Consider the following 237-nt stretch of genomic DNA (forward strand, 5'->3'; position numbering starts at 1 on the left):
GGGACGTCATGCTGCCCGGACGGGACGGCTCCCAGGTACTGCGCCGGCTCCGGCAGACCAGCCAGGTCCCCGTGACCATGCACACCGCCAGGGACGAAGAGGTGGACCGGCTCATCGGCTCCACCACCGGCAGCGACGACTACGTCACCAAGCCGTTCAGCCCGAGCGAGCTGGCGCTGCGCGTACGGGCCATCCTGCGGCGCGCCGAGAGCGGGCCCGGAGCGGAACAGGACGCGG

Annotated in this window: 1 protein-coding gene; it reads left to right on the top strand. The window is 72.6% G+C overall.

Going from position 1 to position 237, the window contains the following annotated elements; genetic code table 11:
• On the top strand, nt 1–237 hold a 237-nt coding region (locus tag KVT45_RS55675; protein WP_217562780.1), incomplete at both ends, for a response regulator.

Origin of the sequence: Streptomyces sp. GbtcB6 (genome assembly GCF_019091475.1) — a bacterium.
GTDB classification, from domain to species: domain Bacteria; phylum Actinomycetota; class Actinomycetes; order Streptomycetales; family Streptomycetaceae; genus Streptomyces; species Streptomyces hyaluromycini.